Annotated in this window: 14 protein-coding genes and 1 rRNA gene; 6 read left to right on the top strand and 9 right to left on the bottom strand. The window is 67.6% G+C overall.

Features of this window, described 5'->3' with window-relative positions:
* Positions 1-229: ribosomal RNA gene (locus tag JWP28_RS18990) — 16S ribosomal RNA — on the bottom strand; the annotation flags it as partial.
* Positions 230-877: 648 nt separating this feature from the next.
* Here JWP28_RS18990 and JWP28_RS18985 point away from each other — a divergent pair.
* Complete coding sequence (locus JWP28_RS18985; RefSeq protein ID WP_299545422.1) at positions 878-1,327, top strand: Rrf2 family transcriptional regulator; 450 nt, start codon at positions 878-880, stop codon at positions 1,325-1,327.
* Here the strand turns inward: JWP28_RS18985 and JWP28_RS18980 are convergent.
* A complete protein-coding gene (locus JWP28_RS18980; RefSeq protein ID WP_299545420.1) occupies positions 1,309-1,737 on the bottom strand; it encodes a CBS domain-containing protein in 429 nt (142 codons plus the stop codon). The two genes, JWP28_RS18985 and JWP28_RS18980, sit on opposite strands and share 19 nt — an antisense overlap.
* Before the next feature lie 96 nt (positions 1,738-1,833).
* Positions 1,834-2,538 carry a rhomboid family intramembrane serine protease gene (locus JWP28_RS18975; RefSeq protein WP_299545418.1) on the bottom strand — a complete coding sequence of 235 codons (705 nt, stop codon included), beginning with the start codon at positions 2,536-2,538 and terminating at the stop codon, positions 1,834-1,836.
* 116 nt (positions 2,539-2,654) lie between these two features.
* On the opposite strand from JWP28_RS18975, the gene JWP28_RS18970 reads away from it, so the two are divergent.
* On the top strand, positions 2,655-5,537 hold the full coding sequence (locus tag JWP28_RS18970; protein ID WP_299545416.1) for a M16 family metallopeptidase: 2,883 nt from the start codon (positions 2,655-2,657) through the stop codon (positions 5,535-5,537).
* 440 nt (positions 5,538-5,977) lie between these two features.
* On the opposite strand, the gene JWP28_RS18965 is transcribed toward JWP28_RS18970, so the two are convergent.
* The 5 genes from JWP28_RS18965 to JWP28_RS18945 all read right to left on the bottom strand — a co-directional run bounded on the left by JWP28_RS18965 (position 5,978) and on the right by JWP28_RS18945 (position 10,039).
* Positions 5,978-6,337: a hypothetical protein gene (locus JWP28_RS18965; protein WP_299545414.1), complete on the bottom strand. Its 360-nt coding sequence runs from the start codon at positions 6,335-6,337 to the stop codon at positions 5,978-5,980.
* Positions 6,338-6,454: 117 nt separating this feature from the next.
* A complete protein-coding gene (locus tag JWP28_RS18960; RefSeq protein ID WP_299545412.1) occupies positions 6,455-8,113 on the bottom strand; it encodes a choline dehydrogenase in 1,659 nt (552 codons plus the stop codon).
* 39 nt (positions 8,114-8,152) lie between these two features.
* A complete protein-coding gene (locus tag JWP28_RS18955; RefSeq protein ID WP_299545410.1) occupies positions 8,153-8,614 on the bottom strand; it encodes a DUF805 domain-containing protein in 462 nt (153 codons plus the stop codon).
* 67 nt (positions 8,615-8,681) lie between these two features.
* The gene (locus JWP28_RS18950; protein ID WP_299545408.1) at positions 8,682-9,464 is read right to left on the bottom strand and encodes an enoyl-CoA hydratase-related protein; all 783 of its coding nucleotides are present in this window, start codon (positions 9,462-9,464) and stop codon (positions 8,682-8,684) included.
* 47 nt (positions 9,465-9,511) lie between these two features.
* Entirely contained in the window at positions 9,512-10,039 is a 528-nt protein-coding gene (locus JWP28_RS18945; RefSeq protein ID WP_299545406.1) for a gamma carbonic anhydrase family protein, read from the bottom strand.
* 314 nt (positions 10,040-10,353) lie between these two features.
* Here JWP28_RS18945 and JWP28_RS18940 point away from each other — a divergent pair, with 314 nt between their 5' ends.
* The 4 genes from JWP28_RS18940 to JWP28_RS18925 all read left to right on the top strand — a co-directional run bounded on the left by JWP28_RS18940 (position 10,354) and on the right by JWP28_RS18925 (position 13,468).
* Positions 10,354-11,130 carry a PhoH family protein gene (locus JWP28_RS18940; RefSeq protein WP_299545404.1) on the top strand — a complete coding sequence of 259 codons (777 nt, stop codon included), beginning with the start codon at positions 10,354-10,356 and terminating at the stop codon, positions 11,128-11,130.
* A 54-nt stretch (positions 11,131-11,184) separates the two neighbouring features.
* Entirely contained in the window at positions 11,185-11,457 is a 273-nt protein-coding gene (locus JWP28_RS18935; RefSeq protein WP_299545402.1) for a hypothetical protein, read from the top strand.
* 86 nt (positions 11,458-11,543) lie between these two features.
* On the top strand, positions 11,544-11,993 hold the full coding sequence (locus JWP28_RS18930) for a MarR family transcriptional regulator (protein WP_299545400.1): 450 nt from the start codon (positions 11,544-11,546) through the stop codon (positions 11,991-11,993).
* The gene (locus JWP28_RS18925) at positions 11,990-13,468 is read left to right on the top strand and encodes an MFS transporter (protein WP_299545398.1); all 1,479 of its coding nucleotides are present in this window, start codon (positions 11,990-11,992) and stop codon (positions 13,466-13,468) included. The genes JWP28_RS18930 and JWP28_RS18925 overlap by 4 nt, the downstream gene beginning before the upstream one ends.
* Before the next feature lie 86 nt (positions 13,469-13,554).
* On the opposite strand, the gene JWP28_RS18920 is transcribed toward JWP28_RS18925, so the two are convergent.
* A complete protein-coding gene (locus tag JWP28_RS18920; RefSeq protein ID WP_299545396.1) occupies positions 13,555-13,794 on the bottom strand; it encodes a DUF2188 domain-containing protein in 240 nt (79 codons plus the stop codon).
* Positions 13,795-13,903 lie beyond the last annotated feature (109 nt).

Here is a 13,903-nt window from a genome sequence, read left to right as displayed (position 1 = left end):
GCTAATCCAACGCGGGCCGCTCCAATGGCGATAAATCTTTCCCACCCCTCCCGCTAAGAAGGGGGGCTCATACGGTATTAGCTGAAGTTTCCCTCAGTTGTTCCGTACCAAAGGGCATATTCCCACGCGTTACTCACCCGTCCGCCGCTCACCCGAAGGTGCGCTCGACTTGCATGTATTAGGCCTGCCGCCAGCGTTCGCTCTGAGCCAGGATCAAACTCTCAGGTTGAGTTGAGCACTGACCTAACGTCCTCAGTATCCGAAGATACTGACTGGCATAGTCATCTTTAGTTCTTGACGAGTTCCCATTCACATCGATGCCCAAAGGCCGAAGCCCAAGGGAATTGATATTCATGGTGTGTCTTCAAGAGACCGCAGATTTCGTCAGTGTCGAGATTGTCTGGTTAGGACAATCGCCAGGACACCGCCGCCTGCGTTTCTCTTTCCAATTCAACGATGTCAAAGACCCGATCGACTTTCGCCGACCCCACTGTTTAGCGCCGGTGGGCGGCGGAGGCGGCTATCTAGTTGCCGGTCTCTTAGGTGTCAATCGGTCCTTTCGGACTTTCGCGTCACACCCCGGATCGCTCCGGAAAACGGCGCAAAAACCACACCGGGCCGCCGAGGGGCAACCCTCATACAGTCGGTAGCGATTCGATTGAGGCTCGGGAAAATATCCATTCCCAGGAGAAAAGCAAGGGGCTTGTTACCCGCTTCCCGACCGCCTGGAACTGGCCCCGCCCGAGCGGGAGGCGCTATCTAGGGGCGGCGCCTGCGCCTGTCAATCACCGTCTGTCGGCGGAGTGAAATTCCCCTGTAGATTGCCTTGCCTTCCCCCCACCCCCGCGGCTTGTATGAAGGACGCCACGGAGGCGCGATGCTATCGCAAAAGGCCAGGTACGCGCTGCGCGCGCTCGTCGAGCTGGCCCGCGCCGAGGGCGGCCAACTCACCGCAGGCGAGCTCGCCTTACGCGCCGACGCGCCGCGCAAGTTCCTGGAAGCCATCCTGCTGGAACTTTCCCGCAACCGGCTGGTCACCAGCCGCCGCGGCAAGTTCGGCGGCTATACGCTCGCGCGGCCCGCCTCGGAGATCAGCTTCGCCGCAGTGATCCGCGTGGTCGACGGGCCGCTGGCGCTGGCGCCGTGCGTCAGCCCCGCGCTCAACTTCCGCAAGTGCGACGATTGCCCGGACCGCGACCTCTGCACCCTGCGCGAAGCCCTGCTCAGGGCCCGAGACGCCACGGCCGAGGTGCTGGAAGGCTACACCCTGGCCGACGCCGCGGCGTCGGCCGGCGGCGATTCCACGGGTCAACTCGCCGCGATATAGGCCTTCAGCCCGTCGGCCTCGGCTTCCACCTCGGAAATCTTCGACTTCACCAGGTCGCCGATGGAAACGATGCCCACCAGCCGCTCCTTCTGGCACACCGGCAGGTGGCGGATGCGCCGGTCGGTCATCCGGGTCAAAAGCGAATCCACGGTCTCGCCCGGCTGGGCGAACAGCACGTCGCGGGTCATGACGCCGGACACCGCCTGGCCGAGCGCCACGGCCCCGCTCTCGGCCAGGGCGCGCACCACGTCACGCTCGGAGACGATCCCCACCACCCGCTCGGCGTCGAGCACGACCAGCGCCCCGACCCGCCTGGAATGCAGCAGCGCCGCCACCGCGGAGATGGTTTCGCTCGGGCCGACCGTGAACACGGTGTCGCCCTTGGTCCTCAGGATCTGCGAGACAAGCATCGGATGTCCCTCGCTCTCTCTCTCTCTCTCTTTAACTGAGCGAACAGCGTCGCCCAGAACGGCGGGCGCTTCAATGCACGCGCACGTGAGAAACGCTCAGGGAGAGGGCTGGGGTCCCTCGCCGTGCGGCGCGAGCCGGGCGAACGGGCCGATCAGCAGTACGCCCGCGGCGAAACCCACCAGGTGCGCCTCCCAGGCGACGCCCGCGCTGCCGGCGCCCGGCAGGAACGAGCCGCCGACCAGGGCGATGATGGCGTTGATGATCAGCCACGCGGCGCCCATACTGATCACCGGCTTGGAGAACATCGGCCCCGGCCGGCCGCCTCCCCCGATCAGCCGCGCCGAGGCCCCCATCAGGCCGGAGACCGCGCCGGAAGCGCCCACGATCAGCGCCGGGCTCCCCGGATGGACCGCCGCGAAGCCCAGGTTCGCCAGCACGCCGGTCAGCAGATAGAAGCTGAAGAACAGCAGGCCGCCCTCCAGCTTCGGTCCGAACAGCCTGGCGAGCGGCGTCGAGAAGGCGAGCGCGAAGGCGCCGTTCATCATCGCATGCGCCCAGCCGCCGTGCAGGAAGATGGCGGTGATCACCGTCTCCCAGCGCCCGGGAACCAGGTTCGCCGGCGCGAAGGCGTAGGCGTTCTCGATGGCGTCCACCGGAAATTGTCTCTGGATCGCATAGCCGCCGACGATCAGGATGGTGACCGCCACGGCCTGCCAGGGCGCGTTGAACACCGGCTCGCGCACAGGCCGACCATCGGGTTTCTGCTGCGGCGGGGTCTCTTCGAATGGCGATTCGGTCATCGGCCTCATTTAGGCGCTTTGACGCAGATGCGCGACTGCGGCGCCGTCTTGCCTTGCCGCCGCCACTTGGCTTGGCGATGGTGCGGGCCCTTGTCGGACGCCATCAGGACTTTTCTATGATCCGTACCCTGCGCGCGAGCCTGGCGCTTGCCGTCGCGCTCTCGCTGACCACCTCCAGTTTCGCCCTTGCGGTCGGCCTGCCGCACCTGCCGAAATTCGGCGCCGAGGCGCAGGCCGCACCGCAGAAGCTCGCGCCCGGCGAATGGCCGCAGGCGCACTCCGACGTGCCCGCCGATCCGGACATCCGCTTCGGTTCGCTGCCCAATGGCATGCGCTTCGCCATCCGGCGCCAGACGATCCCCGCTGGCGAAGCGGCGCTGCGCCTGCGTTTCGACGCCGGCTCGCTGATGGAGACCGACGCCCAGCAGGGCCTCGCCCACTTCCTCGAGCACATGGCCTTCAACGGTTCCAAGGCCGTGCCAGAGGGCGAGATGGTCAAGATCCTCGAGCGCCTGGGCCTGGCCTTCGGCGCCGACACCAACGCCCAGACCGGTTTCGACCAGACGGTCTACAAGCTCGACCTGCCGAAGACCGACGAGGACACGGTCGACACCTCGCTGAAGCTGCTGCGCGAGGCGGCCTCCGAACTGACCATCGCGCAGGCCGCTGTCGACCGCGAGCGCGGGGTGATTCTGTCGGAGGAGCGCGCCAGCGACAGCCCAGCTTACCGGGTCTACAAGTCGCGCCTGGAATACCTGCTGGCCGGCCAGCGAATGCCGGACCGCGAGCCGATCGGCAAGGTCGACATCATTCAGAAGGCGCCGGCCGACCTGATCGCCGACTTCTATCGCCACTACTACCGCCCCGAGCGCGCGACGATCGTCGCGGTGGGCGACTTCGACCCCGCCGCCATGGAGGCCAAGATCCGCGCCCGCTTCGGCGACTGGAAGGCCAACGGCCCGGCCGGCCCCGAGCCCGACCTCGGCAAGATCAAACCGCGCAAGACCGACGCCAGGCTGCTCGTCGAGCCGGGCGCGCCGCTCGGCCTGCAGGTCACCTGGGTGCGGCCGCCGGACCTGCGGCCCGACCGCCTCGCCAAGCGCCGGAGCGATGTCGTCGAAGGGCTCGGCTTCGCGGTCCTCAACCGCCGGCTCTCGGCGCTTAGCCGCTCGCCCCACCCGCCGTTCATCGCCGCCGGCGCCTTCAAGACCGACCAGGGTCATTCGGCCGAGGTCACCATGCTGAACCTGATCGCTCAGCCCGACGGCTGGCGTGAGGCCCTGGCCTCCGTCGATCAGGAAGAGCGCCGCGCCGTGCAGTACGGCGTGCGCCAGGACGAGCTCGATCGCGAGATCGCCGAGGTGCGCGCCTCGGCCCAGGCCGCCGTCGCCGGCGCCGCCACCCGCCGCCCCGCCCAGATCGCCGACGAGATCGTGGGCTCCGTCGGCGACCAGGAAGTGGTCACCAATCCCGCCGAGGACCTCGCCTTCTTCGAGGCTACCGTGAAGGGGCTGAAGGCCGACGCGGTCTCCTCGGCGCTCAAGGCGAGCTTCGCCGGCGAAGGGCCGTTGGTGTTCATGTCCTCGCCCAAACCGGTGCCGGGCGGCGAACAGGCGATCCTGTCCGAATACGCCTCCACCCAGAAGGTCGCCGTCGCCGCGCCGGCCGCGCCACACGAGGTCGTCTGGCCCTATGCGAGCTTCGGCACGCCCGGCAAGGTCGTCGAGACCAAGGAGGTCGCCGACCTCGACACTGTTTTCGTGCGCTTCGAGAACGGCGTGCGCCTGACCGTGAAGCCCACCAAGTTCCGCGACGACGAGGTGCTGGTCCGGGTCAACATCGGAAACGGCCTGCAGGACCTGCCCAAGGATCGCCAGAGCCTCGCCTGGTTCGGCAACGCCTTTACGGAGGGCGGCCTCAAGCAGATCGACAACGAGGACACCGAGCGGGTGTTGGCCGACAAGGTCTACGGCGCGCGCTTCGCGGTCGGCGAGGACGCCTTCGTGCTCTCCGGCTCCACCCGCACCGGCGACCTGCCGACGGAGATGCAGGTGCTCACGGCCTACGTGGCCGATCCGGGCTGGCGCACGGAAGCCTTCAAACGGCAGCAGACCGCCGGCAAGACCGTCCACGAGCAGATGGAGGGCACCGACGGCGGGGTGATGAGCCGCGAGCTCTCCGGCCTGCTGCACGGCGGCGACCGGCGCTTCACCTTCCCCAGCCGCGACGACATCGCCAAGGCCCAGCCGGCGGATCTGGAGGCCCAGGTCGCCCCGCACCTTGCGAAAGATCCACTCGAGGTGGTGATCGTGGGCGACATCACCGTCGACAAGGCGGTCGACGCGGTCGCCCGCACCTTCGGCTCGCTGCCCGCCCGCCAGACGCCGGCGCCGGTCCCCGCCGGCCAGCGCCTCGTCCCCTTCCCGGCCGCCACCGCCCAGCCGGTGGACCTGACCCACAAGGGCCGGACCGACCAAGCCATCGGCTACGTCGCCTGGCCCACCAACGACCTCTGGGCCAATCCGCAGCAGGCGCTGGAAACCGACATCCTGGGCGAGGTCTTGGGCCTGCGGCTGATCGATGAACTGCGCGAGGCCCAGGGCGTCACCTATTCGCCCTCGGTGAGCTACGCCCATAGCCTGACCTGGACCGGCTGGGGCTATCTGGCCGCCAGCGTCGAGGTGCCGCCCGCCAAGCTCGGCGGCTTCTACAACGACGTCGCCAAGATCGCGGCCGACCTGCGCACCAAGGATGTCACGCCGGACGAACTGGCGCGCGCCAAGAAGCCCCGCATCGACCGCCTGGAGCGCTCCCGCGTCACCAACCAGTACTGGCTGTCCGAGCTCTCCGGGGCCCAGGCCGAGCCGCGTAAGCTCGACTTCATCCGCCACATCATCCCGGGCACCGAGCAGGTCACCGCGGCCGACGTCAAACACGCCGCCGAGCTGGTCCTGAAGGACAACAAGGCCTTCAAGCTCGAGGTGAAGCCGGAGAAGTAGGGAAGAACCTGTCGCTTCTCCCCTTGTGGGAGAAGGTGGCAGCCGCAGGCTGACGGATGAGGGGTCGCGCTGCCCTTTCCGCGCGACGGTCGGCGCGCTGGTGCTGCCACCCACCAGGGTCCGCACGAGGCGTCGACGCCCCGCAGCCCTGAACCCTGCCCTCGGCGTCAACCACCGCCATGGGACAGTACCATCGGGTGATGGATCGCCTCGCCGATCTTGCGGATCCAAGTGTCGCGGCTAGTTAGGCCGAGCCGACCGTTCGAATCGCCATTTTCGGAACGCCTGACGGGCGAGGCCCAGCAAGACGAGGGCCCCCACGACCAACCAAATCCTGTTCCAACCCGCCAGCAAATTAACCCGCCTGCTCAGGGCCACCATGCCAACGGAGAGGCTAGCGGCCGATCCGCCGAGATATCCCCAGGTCAATCGCTGCAGTATCACGCGGCGAATTCATCCCTAGACCGCTCTGGAGCGACTGTGGAGCGCGTCGCGAGCTTCCGGGCCGGCGCGTTCCACGCCTGTTGCCAGCCCAGCATGTAGAGCGCCAGGACAACGCCCAGGCCCGCATATATTGACCATTGGCTCAGCTCACCGTCCTGCATCGCCACCCATATCGTAAGCGGAAGGACGAAGACGACAGTCCCAACCAACAGACCCCAGTACAACCGGCCGAGGTTGCGGTTGAAATCAGCGATGAACGCGTCGCGTTCCTCCGCGCTCACCCGGATCGCGGCCCCCTTCGAACTCTTCCGATAGACATAGCTGGTCCCGTCCGGCTCGAACTGGTCGACGAACATTTGACGGACCCGATCAAAGTGCGCGTTTTGAAACAAGCGGAATACCCCCGGGGGCGTGTCTTACGCCGGGCGTTAGCCAACCTCGCGGGACACGTCGAACGTGCGCGATGGCGGGGCTCAGGCCGCCGCCAGCTCGTCCTCGTGGATCGCCGCGTCCTCCGGCGCCAAGGCGGGCCGGCAGCGGATGGCGTCGGAGATCTTCTCGGCGATCATGATGGTCGGCGCATTCGTGTTGCCGCCGACCAGCGTCGGCATCACCGAGGCGTCGACAACCCGCAGGCCGCTAAGTCCCTGCACCCGGCATTCGGCGTCGACCACCGCCATCGGGTCGCCCGCGGCGCCCATCCGGCAGCTGCCCACCGGGTGGTAGATCGTCTCGCCGGTCTTCCGGATCCAGGCGTCGATCTCGGCGTCGGTCTGCACCGCCTCGCCGGGCGAGTACTCTTCCGAGCGGTACGGATCGAGCGCGGCCTGGGCGGCGACCTTGCGCAGCATCTTGACGCCCTCGCGGATCGCCCGGCGGTCCTCCTCCGCGGAGAGATAGTTCGCGAAGATCGCCGGGTCGGCCAGCGGGTCGGCCGACTTCAGCCCCACCCTGCCCCGACTCTCGGGTCTTAGCTGACAGACGTGGAAGGTGAAGCCGTCCTTTGGCACCGAGACCTTGCCGTGGTCCTGCATGATCGCCAGCACCGTGTGGATCTGCAGGTCCGGCCGGTCGAGATCGGGCCGCGAGCGCAGGAAGGCGCCCGATTCCAGGAAGTTCTGCCGCCCCGCCCCCTTGCCGAACAGCATGTAGTTCAAGCCGACGCCCAGCGTCTTGATCAGGCCCTTGCGCATGGAATAGGCGGTGATCGGCTGCGGGCAGACCCAGGATAGCGTCACGTCCAGGTGGTCCTGCAGGTTCGCCCCCACACCCTTCAGCGCATGGACCACCGGCACGCCGTGCGCCGTCAGCTCCTCCGGATCGCCAATGCCCGAAAGCTGCAGGATGTGCGGCGACTGCACCGCGCCGGCGCACAGCAGCACCTCGGCGTCCGCATGGATAATCCGCCTGGCCTTGGTCTTCTCGTCATGGATCTCGACGCCGACCGCCCGGCCGTTCTCGACGATGATCCGCGTCGTCCTGGCCCCCGTCAGGCAGGTCAGGTTCGGCCGCTTCAGCGCCGGATGCAGATAACCCCGCGCGGCGCTCCACCGCTGCCCGTCGTGGATGGTCAGCTGGTAGGGCCCGAAGCCCTCCTGCTGGAAGCTGTTGAAGTCATTGGTCAGCGGATAGCCGGCCTGCGCCCCCGCCTCGATCGTCGCCGAATAGATCGGGTTCGGCGTGGCGGCCCGTGAGACCTTCAGCGGCCCGTCGCCGCCGTGCCACGGATCCTGCCCGCCCTCGAAGCTCTCCGAGCGCTTGAAATAGGGCAGCACGTCCGCGTAGGCCCAGCCGGGCAGCCCCATCTGCCGCCACTGGTCGTAGTCGCGCGCATGCCCGCGGATGTAGACCATGCCGTTGATCGAGGACGATCCGCCCCAGCCCTTGCCCCTGGGCCACCACAGCTTGCGGCCCTCCAGGTTCGGCTCCGGCTCGGTCCAGAACCCCCAGTTCTGCGGCCCCGCCTTGCCGATCAGTCCGCCGACGCCGGCCGGCATCTTGATCATCAGCGAGCTGTCCTTGCCGCCCGCCTCCAGCAACAGCACCCGCTTGTCCGCGTCCTCGCTCAGCCGATTGGCCAGCACGCACCCCGCCGAACCGGCGCCGATGATGATGTAGTCGTAATGTTCCATGCCCCAAACCTGACGCCAGCGTCAGGTTCTGGCAAGCGCCTAGGCGAAGACCTCTTGCACCTGCGGCTCGAGCGGATCGTCGCCGTACTTGTTGGGCCCGGCAGTCCCCTTCAGGCACCCCAACTCGACGAAGGCCCAAATGCTGAATGGCAGACCTATCAAGGCCAGGAGAGCGGCCACGGCCTTGAATCCCGCATCGTCGCTGTAGCTCGCGAGTTCGGCCGGAATCGATAGAACCACAGGCAGCAGAAGCAGCAAGAGTAGCCACCATGCGGACTTGTTTCTGTCATGGAGCCGACGGGCCGCAGTGGCAAAAGCCGCCACAAAGTACCCGACGACCAACGGCAGGAGGAGTACCCCGCCGAAGGGAAGAAGGCCGCTGACCCCGGACGTCACGGCCATACTGAGAAGGAAGATGCCAAAGAGCGCCAAGCTCGTCAGCCAATACCGCTTCCGGTTGGCCCGCCCCCGGAATGAAAGATACTTCAGAACCCCACCCATCTCTTCCCCCAAGCTTCACTGTTGGGGGAACAGATGATCTCCTTTTGTTCTCGTCGTCAAGGGCCGCTCACCGCCCCTTCCACTGCGGCGGTCGCTTCTGCGAGAACGCCAGCGGCCCCTCCACGAAGTCCTCGGACCCGAAGAGCGCCGCCACCGCGGGGTAGTGGTTCTGCCCCTTGATCGCGGCCTCCAGGGTCGGCTCATCGAGCCCCTGGTAGACAGCCTCCTTTGAGGCCCGGATCGACATGGGCGAGAGCTCCACGATCTGCGCCGCCCAGCGCTTGGCCGCCGCCATCAGCTCGCCCGGCGCCGCGACCTCGTTCACGAAGCCCAGTTCCAGCCCCTCCGCCGCCGAAACCCGCCGGCCGGTCAGGATCATGCCCATGGCCCGCCTAGTCCCGATGGCCCGCGGCAGCCGATGCAGCCCGCCGGCCAGGGCCGCCAGCCCCACCCTGGGTTCCGGCAGGGCGAAGACCGCGGCCTCCGAGGCCACGATGATGTCGCAGGCGAGCGCGATCTCGAAGCCGCCGCCCATCGCCACGCCGTTCACCGCCGCGATCAAGGGCTTGGTGAGGTCGAACCGCGAGGTCAGCCCCGCGAACCCCGATGGCGGGCTCCCCATCTTGCCGCCGCCCGCCTGGTGTTTGAGGTCGTTGCCGGCGGAGAACGCCCGCTCCCCCGCCCCGGTGACGATGGCCACCCACTGCTCGGGATCGGCGGCGAAGGCGTCGAAGGCCTCGGCCAGTTCGAAATGCGCCGGCGAGTGCAGCGCATTCATCACCTCCGGCCGGTTGAGGATCACCGTCGTGACCGGCCCCTCGCGCTCCACCTTGATGAACTCATAGGCCATGGCGTCCTCCCGTTTGCCGAGAGGCTGGGCAGGCGCCCCCACGTCCGTCAAGCTTCCCGCAACTCCCGCCGGTACCGCTTCCAGTTCTCTACGTAGTGCATCGCCCCGCCGGCCAGCATCATCGCCTGCTCGGGAGATATCTCGCGCACCACCTTGCCCGGCGCGCCCATCACCAGGGAGTTGTCCGGAATTTGCTTGCCCTCGGTGATCAGGCAGCCCGCCCCGATCAGGCAGTTCTTCCCGATCCGCGCCCCGTTCAGGACGATCGAGCCGATGCCCACCAGCGAGTTGTCGCCGATCGAACACCCGTGCAGCATCACCATGTGCCCGACCGTCACATTGGCCCCGATGGTCAGCGGCGAGCCGGTGTCGGTGTGCAGGACCGAGCCGTCCTGGACGTTGGAATTCTCGCCGACGATGATCGGATCGTTGTCGCCGCGCAGGGTCGCGCCCCACCAGATGGAGGCGTTCTTCTTGAGAATCACTCGGCCCATAACCGAAGCGCTGGGCGCAATCCAGTATTCGTCATCGTTTGGTAATTCAGGTGTCACACTGCCCAAGTTGTAGACACTCATCCGAACACCCCGTTTCTTGCGACAATCGGTCCATTTAACACTTACGAAACCAAGTTAGGATCATTCTAGTCGGGCGATTCGAGAGGGCGATACCCTTCCCGAAATCCGCTGCGGGCCGAGCATTCGGTCCGTGTCTCGCGCTGGACGGAGTTGATGGCGCTGAGTGTGTTGTCCTCCCGGACCTTCGGATCCGGACCGGCTTCCCGGGAAGAGCCCCCGGGCCGCGCACGCCGCCTGCTTCGATTCACTCCCGACCATCCAAGGGCGCTCCATTGCGGAGACGCCCTTTTTTCTTGCCCCCACGGAGGCTGTTGATGACCAAGCGAGCCCAGAAGCGACAGCTGCGCGAAGGCGCGTTCGACGCCGGCCAGTTTGCCGGTGACGATAAGATCCGCCGGCTGCCGCTCGACCGGGACCGGGGCTGGTCGCCGCTGGCGCATCACAATTCCAACGACGAGCGTGAGCAGGGCTACCTCAAGACCATCAAGGCGAAATCCCCGGGCCAGGAGGAGCTGATCAAGGCCATCGACGCCAAGAACCTGGTCATGGCGCTGGGCCCGGCGGGCACCGGCAAGAACTATCTCGCCATCGCCAAGGCCGTCGAAGCGCTGGAGAGCGGCAGCGTCGGGCGCATCGTGCTCTCCCGTCCCGCCGTCGAGGCCGGCGAGAGCATCGGCTACCTGCCGGGCGACGCGGAGGACAAGCTCGCCCCCTACCTGCGCCCGCTCTACGACGCGCTCTCCGACCGGCTCTCGATGAAGCGGGTCCGGGCGCTGATGGCCGAGGGCGCCATCGAGATCGCCCCGGTGGGCTTCATGCGCGGCCGTACGCTGAACAACGCCTTCGTGGTGATCGACGAGGCGCAGAACTGCACCTACGTGCAGTTGAAGATGCTGCTGACCCGCCTGGGCTGGCACTCCACCATGGTGGTCACCGGCGACCCCAACCAGTCGGACCTGATCCCTGAGCTCTCGGGCCTCAGGCCGGTCGCCGACAAGCTGGAAGCCATCGCCAACATCGCCGTCGTCCGCCTCGCCGACCGCGACATCGTCCGCCACCCCCTGGTCGCGGAGATGCTGGGCGTTCTCTAGCCCCTTCAAGGAACCTCGCCTCCGCCCGTGACTTCTTCCGGGCGGAGGCGAGCCATGACTGCTGACGAACCCGTCGCAACCGGCAACCGCCGCGACGAAGCCCACTACGAGCCGGACCCCGACCAGTTGGTTCGCGCCCGATTCCTGGCCAAGCCGGCGGATCCGCTGCCGGCGGAGATGGCCACCGCCCGGGTCGAGGCCGGCAAGCGCGCCGAGACCGGGCCGCCGGTCGAGGACGTCGCCGTCGCCCCCGATACGCCCTCTGTCTGGGACGCCAGACCGCTGGACCGTGGCGAATCCGCCGACGATGGTTCGAGCGGCCGCTGATCCGAACCGGCTCCCCCAGACCTTGATCATCCGGGCGTCGTCCGCTATAGATAGTTCGACAACCTAACTATTTACGGCAAGCTCGAATGTCCGCCCGACCGGCAGAATCCCTCGACGTTTCCGCCCTCGCCGAGGCCCTGCGCGGGCCCCTGCTGCGTGTCTCGCGCAAGCTGCGCCAGGAGGCGCAGAAGGTCGGGCTCTCCGCTCAGGACGCCCTGATCCTCGGCCACATCAAGAAGCACCCCGGCGTGGGGGTGAGCGAGCTCGCCGACGTCGACCAGATCTCGCGGCCGACCATGTCGAGCCACGTCAAGCGCCTCGAAGCCGCCGGCTGGCTAAGCCGCGCGGACGACGTCGAGGACGGCCGCCGCCAGGGCCTGACCGCGACCCCGGCCGGTGCGCGCAAGCTCGAAGCCCTCCGCCGCCACCGCAACGACTGGCTGGCCGCGCGCCTGGTGCGCCTGACCCCGGAAGAGCGCGCCCGCCTCGCCGAGGCCGCCGCCCCGCTCCTGAAGCTGGTGAGCCTCGAGGCATGAGCACCCGCGCCGAAGAGGTCCTGGCGGGCGACATCCTGGACGAGCCGGGCGCCGACGCCGCCGCGATCCTGAACGAGGGCAAGGACGCCGCCCTGCGCGGCTGGGTGGTCCCGGCGATCATCGGCTCTGCCCTGCTGATGCAGACGCTGAACGCCACCTCGATCAACAACGCCCTGCCGGCCATGGCCCGCGCGCTGCACGTCGAGCCGCTCAGGCTCAACCTCGCCATCACCATGTACCTGCTGGCCTCGGCGGTGTTCCTGCCGATCTCCGGCTGGCTGGCCGACCGCTTCGGCGCCAAGCGCATCCTGATGATCGCCATGGTGCTCTATGCGACCGCGTCAGCGGCCTGTGGCTTCGCCAACAGCCTGCCGCAGCTGGTCGCCTTCCGCCTCGCGCAAGGCTGCGCCGGGGCGATGATGGGGCCAGTGGGCCGCCTGGTCCTCCTGCGCACCACGCCCAAGAACGAGCTCGTCGGCGCCATGTCGGTGGTGACCATGCCGGCCCTGCTCGGCCCGGTGGTCGGCCCGGTGCTGGGCGGCGCCATCGTCACCTTCGTGAGCTGGCGCTGGATCTTCTTCCTCAACCTCCCGATCGCCATCGCCGGCGTCGCCCTGGTCCGGGCCTTCGTGCCGAACGTGAAGGAGCAGGCGGTCTCGCCGATCGACTGGCGGGGGATCCTGCTCACCGGCTTCGGCCTCGCCGGCCTGATCTTCGGTTTCGAGAACCTCGGCCGCGAGGCGATGCCGCCCGTCGCCGTCGCGGGCCTGTTCGCCGGCGGCCTGGCCTGTCTCGGCCTGTACTGGTCGCACGCGCGCAACAATCCGCACGCGATCATCGACCTTTCCATCTTCCGCATCCCCACCTTCCAGGCCTCGGTGCTGGGCGGCGCCTTCTTCCGCCTGGTGCCGGGCGCGACGCCGTTCCTGCTGGCCATGCTGCTGCAGGTGGGCTTCGGGATGACCGCGTTCGCCGCCGGCCTGATGACCTTCATCTCCGCGGTCGGCGCCCTGGTCATGAAGACGACGGCCCCGCCGATCCTGCGCCGGTTCGGCTTCCGCACCGTGCTGATCGTCAACGGGGTGATCTGCAGCGCGACCTTCATGGTCTACGCCCTCTTCAAGCTGGACACCCCGCACTGGCTGATCATGGTGGCGCTGGCGGTGGGCGGCTTCTTCCGCTCGCTGCAGTTCACCAGCCTGAACGGCATGGCCTACGCCGACCTGGAGCAGGCGCAGATGAGCCGCGGCACGACCACGGCCTCCATCGCCCAGCAGTTCATGCAGTCGGTGAGCATCGGCCTGGCCGCCACCCTACTGCACTTCCTGATGGTCGCGCGTGGCGAGACCCACCTGACCGCCGCCGCGGTCGCGCCGGCCTTCGCGATCATCGGGGCGGCGACCCTGCTCTCGCTGTTCTGGTTCCTGCGCCTCCCCGCCGACGCCGGCGACGAGATGAACAACCGGTCGCGCTAGTGTCCGTTTCTAGTGTGCTTTTTGGATTTGAAGTTCGCTCGGCGCATGGCCCGTGAATGCGGCGAACTTCAAATCCAGCACACTAGCTAGCCTCTCACATCGGTCTCGGGCCGGTCGGCGCCTTCGGACAGTTCCTCGTGGACCACGCCGGCGGCGTCCTCGTAGACGATGCCATGGGTGTCGCCGGAGACCCGTTGCTCGCCCGCCGCGCGCCGGGCCGCCGCCAGCGCCTGGTCGTGGCTCCGGAAGGTCTCGGAATAGGAGCCGTCCACCGTGTAGGCCCAGCCGTCCTCGTGTTGGACGATCTTGTAGGTGACGTGGCTCATCTGAAGGTCTCCCGTGATGCTTCGGCCCTACATGGGCGCACGGTCAGGGCGGGGCAATCTCGAACCGGAAATCGACGCGGTCGAGGCAGGGGTTCGCGCGACGCCGTAG

Source organism: Phenylobacterium sp., from assembly GCF_028290885.1.
Lineage (GTDB): Bacteria > Pseudomonadota > Alphaproteobacteria > Caulobacterales > Caulobacteraceae > Phenylobacterium.
The sequence above is the reverse complement of the archived record's forward strand: the minus strand, read 5'-3'. Positions and strand labels throughout refer to the sequence as shown.

Bases quoted from the DNA above. Each gene is read 5' to 3' on its own strand.
- JWP28_RS18985 (WP_299545422.1), top strand. From the start codon at position 878: ATGCTATCGCAAAAGGCCAGGTACGCGCTGCGCGCGCTCGTCGAGCTG.
- JWP28_RS18980 (WP_299545420.1), bottom strand. From the start codon at position 1,737: ATGCTTGTCTCGCAGATCCTGAGGACCAAGGGCGACACCGTGTTCACG.
- JWP28_RS18975 (WP_299545418.1), bottom strand. From the start codon at position 2,538: ATGACCGAATCGCCATTCGAAGAGACCCCGCCGCAGCAGAAACCCGAT.
- JWP28_RS18970 (WP_299545416.1), top strand. From the start codon at position 2,655: ATGATCCGTACCCTGCGCGCGAGCCTGGCGCTTGCCGTCGCGCTCTCG.
- JWP28_RS18965 (WP_299545414.1), bottom strand. From the start codon at position 6,337: ATGTTCGTCGACCAGTTCGAGCCGGACGGGACCAGCTATGTCTATCGG.
- JWP28_RS18960 (WP_299545412.1), bottom strand. From the start codon at position 8,113: ATGGAACATTACGACTACATCATCATCGGCGCCGGTTCGGCGGGGTGC.
- JWP28_RS18955 (WP_299545410.1), bottom strand. From the start codon at position 8,614: ATGGGTGGGGTTCTGAAGTATCTTTCATTCCGGGGGCGGGCCAACCGG.
- JWP28_RS18950 (WP_299545408.1), bottom strand. From the start codon at position 9,464: ATGGCCTATGAGTTCATCAAGGTGGAGCGCGAGGGGCCGGTCACGACG.
- JWP28_RS18945 (WP_299545406.1), bottom strand. From the start codon at position 10,039: ATGAGTGTCTACAACTTGGGCAGTGTGACACCTGAATTACCAAACGAT.
- JWP28_RS18940 (WP_299545404.1), top strand. From the start codon at position 10,354: ATGACCAAGCGAGCCCAGAAGCGACAGCTGCGCGAAGGCGCGTTCGAC.
- JWP28_RS18935 (WP_299545402.1), top strand. From the start codon at position 11,185: ATGACTGCTGACGAACCCGTCGCAACCGGCAACCGCCGCGACGAAGCC.
- JWP28_RS18930 (WP_299545400.1), top strand. From the start codon at position 11,544: ATGTCCGCCCGACCGGCAGAATCCCTCGACGTTTCCGCCCTCGCCGAG.
- JWP28_RS18925 (WP_299545398.1), top strand. From the start codon at position 11,990: ATGAGCACCCGCGCCGAAGAGGTCCTGGCGGGCGACATCCTGGACGAG.
- JWP28_RS18920 (WP_299545396.1), bottom strand. From the start codon at position 13,794: ATGAGCCACGTCACCTACAAGATCGTCCAACACGAGGACGGCTGGGCC.